Raw genomic sequence first — 3,335 nt, 5'->3', positions numbered from 1 at the left:
CGAGCCCGCGACGGCAGGAATCGGTTCGGAGGCGCCTCCCGCGGATGCCCGACCTGCCGTGGCCGGGATCGATCCGGAGCCGGCGGTCGCCGGTGCCGTGCCCGCGGCGGCCGGGATGGGCGCGGAGACGGCGGTCGCCGGCGTTGGACCTGCCTCGGCGGTTGGTACCTCGACCGTTGCGGGCGTCGACGCAGGAGCAGCGCCGGGCTCGAGCGGACCGGATCGCGGGCTCGCCGCCTCGGGCGGGGTGCAGGCGGCGTCGGTCAACGGCTCCGGCGGGGGACAGGCGGCGCTGGTCAACGGCATCGCCGGAGGGCAAGCGGCGCCCGCGGCTGTGCTCGGGCCCGGCGTTGTGCTGGTGCCCGACCTGCCCGGGCTCGGCCGCGCCCTGCAGGCCGTCGCGTTCCCCACGCGGGGGCGGACCGTGGTCGGCTGGGACGCGTTCTTCGGCGCGGCGCGCGCCGCCGAGATGGAGCGGGAGGCGGACGCCGCGCTCGGCACCCTCACCCGCGCCGCGGGCACCCCCGTCGCCAACGCCGGCGACGTGCTCGACCTGGCCGCCGAGGGCAAGCTTCGCGAGGTGGCCGGCACCGTCTTCCCGGAGATGCCGGCGGAGGAGACCGAGGCTCGCATCGCCGAGCTGATCACCCTGCTGCTCGCCCTGGCCGCTCTGCGCAGCGACGCCGCCCGCTGGCGGCACAGCTGGACCGGCACCGCTGAACTGGTGGCCCGCGACGGCAGCCACCTCGACCTCGGCGCCATCGCCGCGAAAGTCGCCGACCCGCGAACCGTGGGTGCGGCCCGCGACCGGCTCGCCGCACTCGGCATCGACCCCACCGCCGCGGCCGGTGACCGGGGCGCCGCCGCGGCCCGGGCCGAGGTGGTCGGCGGGGTGGTCAATCTGGTGGTCGACGGCTCCCGGACCGACATGCTGATCGTCGACACCGGCCTGCTGCTGGTGCCCGGCCTGCCCCGATCGCAGAACGGCTCCGCGAAGCGCCGGCTGGCCCGGGTCGCGGCCACCGCCGACGAGACACCGGGCACGCGCTTCGTCGCGTACGCCGAGGTCTCCGACGCGACCCAGACGCGGCGTACCCCGAAGGCCTGGGATCTTCGCCTGCGTGACGGCGGCACCCTGAGCGTGCGCGCCGCGCTCGACTCCGACGAGTTGCCCGGCGGCTGGGCCGCCCTCGACAACGCCGTCGCCTTCCTCGCGCGGACCCGCTGACCAGATCCATCTGAACTTCTCGGCCGTTCGGACCGTGAACTCAGGTGGACGGTCACAACTCCGACGATCGCGTAACGCGAGTTTCACTTTGCGTCACAATGGCAACGTGTTGCGCCTGCTTTACCTTCGCCGTAAATGGGTAGAAGAGGGCCAGCCGCAGCGGCGATCATCGCTACCACAAGGGGGGAGGAGCGCTGATGGAGCGGGGACCTGTGGCGCTCTTCGGGGCGCTCGTCGCCATCGGGCTCGGGCCGGCGCTCTGGCTGGGCGCGCAGATCGGCGATGTGGCGGTGCCGCCGCAGAGGCAGCCGGTGGTGCAGAGCGAGCAGAAGGTGGACACGGCGAAGCCGCCGGGCGGCGAGGGCGCGGGCGCGGAGCCTGCCGAGCCCGCGGTCGTCCCGGAGCCGAAACGCAAAGCCAGGTACTTGCCCTCGACCGATGCGCCGTCGGCCGAGCCGTCGCAGAGCCGCGGCCGGGACGACGACTCGCCGGAGCCGGAGCAGTCGGCCGATCCGTCACCGACGGAGGAGCAGACCACCCAGCCGTCCGACGACGAGACCACCGAGCCGGGCGACGACCAGCCCGGCCCCGGGGATGACGACGGCGGCGAGCCGGGCGACGACACCCCGCCCGCGCCGCCCGGTCCGGACGACACGGGCGGTGTCGGCGCGGGGACGGTCGACGGCTAGTTCGCTTTCGTCAGCGCGACGACCGGGATCTTCCGGCCGGCCCGCTGCTCGTGTTCGGTGAAGAACGGATAACGGTTCTTGATCTCCGCCCATGACCGGTCGTAGTCGTCGCCCTCCAGTGGCGCCGCCTCGGCGCGGAACTCCTGACCCGGCAACTCCACCGTCACCTGTGGGTCGGCGAGCAGGTTCCGGTACCACAGCGGGTCCTCGGTGGCGCCGTTGTTGGATGCGATCACCAGATACCGGTCCCCGTCGGTCACGTACATCATCGGGCTGGTGTGCCGCTTGCCGGTGCGCCGCCCGACGGTGGTGAGCAGCAACAGCGGGCGGTCGCCCATGGACTTGCCGCCGTCCGCCCGGAACTGCTCGATCAGCTTTGCGTTGTGGGCCAGCATGTCGTCGGGAATCGTCATGATGTTGTCTCCTTCAGGTAGAGCGCGGCCAGCCCGCGGGTGGTCTCGGCCAACATCTCCCGCAGCTCCGGCGGCGCGAGAACCTCGGCGTCGGCGCCCAGTTTGAGCAGTTCGGTATGGCCGTGCTTGATCGACTCGATGGGCACCCGGGTCGTCGCCCAGCCGGTCGCGTCGGGCGCGGAGGCCTCCGCCCGCGCGACCCGCGACATCTCCGGCGGGAAGACGAACGCCGTGAACTCCAGGGCCCGGGTGGTCATCCGGACCGTGGCGCTCGAGGTGTAGACGCTGTTCTCGTAGCGTTCCGTCCACTCCCGCCAGAACGCCGCCAGGTCGAAACCGTCGGGCCGCTCGGCCGGCTCGTCGAGCACCGCCGCCTCGAGCACGCTCGCCACCCGATACGCCGTGATCCGCCCGGCCGGGCCGGACGCCACCAGATACCACCGCCCCGCCTTCAGCACCACGCCGAGCGGGGACAGCGTCCGGCTGACCTCGCGCGGCGCCTTCCACCGGCGGTAGCGCACGGACAACCGCCGGCCCTCCCAGACCGCACCGGCCAGCACGGCCAGGTGGGGGACGGGCTCGTCGGCCCGGAACCAGCCGGGTGCGTCGAGATGGAATCGATCGCGTACGCGATCAGCACGGTCGCCGAGCTCACCCGGCAGGGCCGCACGCAGCTTGAGCTCCGCGGCGGCCAGCACCGACCCGAGCCCGAGCTCGGCCGCCGGCCCGGGCATCCCGGCCAGGAACAGCGTGCCGGCCTCCTCCCCGGTGAGCCCGGTCAGCCGCGTCCGATAGCCGTCCAGAAGTTGGTAGCCGCCGGCCGGTCCTCGATCGGCGAAGATCGGCACCCCGGAGGCGCCCAGCGACTCGACGTCGCGATAGACCGTGCGCACCGAGACCTCGAGCTCGTCGGCCAGTGCCTGCGCGGTCATCCGCCCCCGGTTCTGCAGGAGCAGCAGGAGGGAGATCAGCCGGCCGGCGCGCATGACAAAAACATAGCGCCGA

General features: G+C 73.3%; 3 protein-coding genes and 1 pseudogene. 2 read left to right on the top strand and 2 right to left on the bottom strand.

The features are described from left to right. Both AB0M20_RS33780 and AB0M20_RS33775 read left to right on the top strand, forming a co-directional pair. Nucleotides 1-1,228 (top strand): annotated as a pseudogene (locus AB0M20_RS33780) (peptidase); the annotation flags it as partial. A 197-nt stretch (nucleotides 1,229-1,425) separates the two neighbouring features. Further along, on the top strand, nucleotides 1,426-1,917 hold the full coding sequence (locus AB0M20_RS33775) for a hypothetical protein (protein ID WP_364304399.1): 492 nt from the start codon (nucleotides 1,426-1,428) through the stop codon (nucleotides 1,915-1,917). Here the strand turns inward: AB0M20_RS33775 and AB0M20_RS33770 are convergent. After that, on the bottom strand, nucleotides 1,914-2,330 hold the full coding sequence (locus AB0M20_RS33770) for a nitroreductase/quinone reductase family protein (protein ID WP_364304398.1): 417 nt from the start codon (nucleotides 2,328-2,330) through the stop codon (nucleotides 1,914-1,916). The genes AB0M20_RS33775 and AB0M20_RS33770 overlap by 4 nt on opposite strands. Further along, the coding region (locus AB0M20_RS33765) for a WYL domain-containing protein (RefSeq protein WP_364304397.1) at nucleotides 2,327-3,335 on the bottom strand (1,009 nt) is incomplete at its 5' end. The genes AB0M20_RS33765 and AB0M20_RS33770, both read right to left, overlap by 4 nt.

The organism is Actinoplanes sp. NPDC051633 (assembly GCF_040681735.1).
Taxonomy (GTDB): domain Bacteria; phylum Actinomycetota; class Actinomycetes; order Mycobacteriales; family Micromonosporaceae; genus Actinoplanes.
This window is presented reverse-complemented; position numbering and strand designations above follow the sequence as displayed.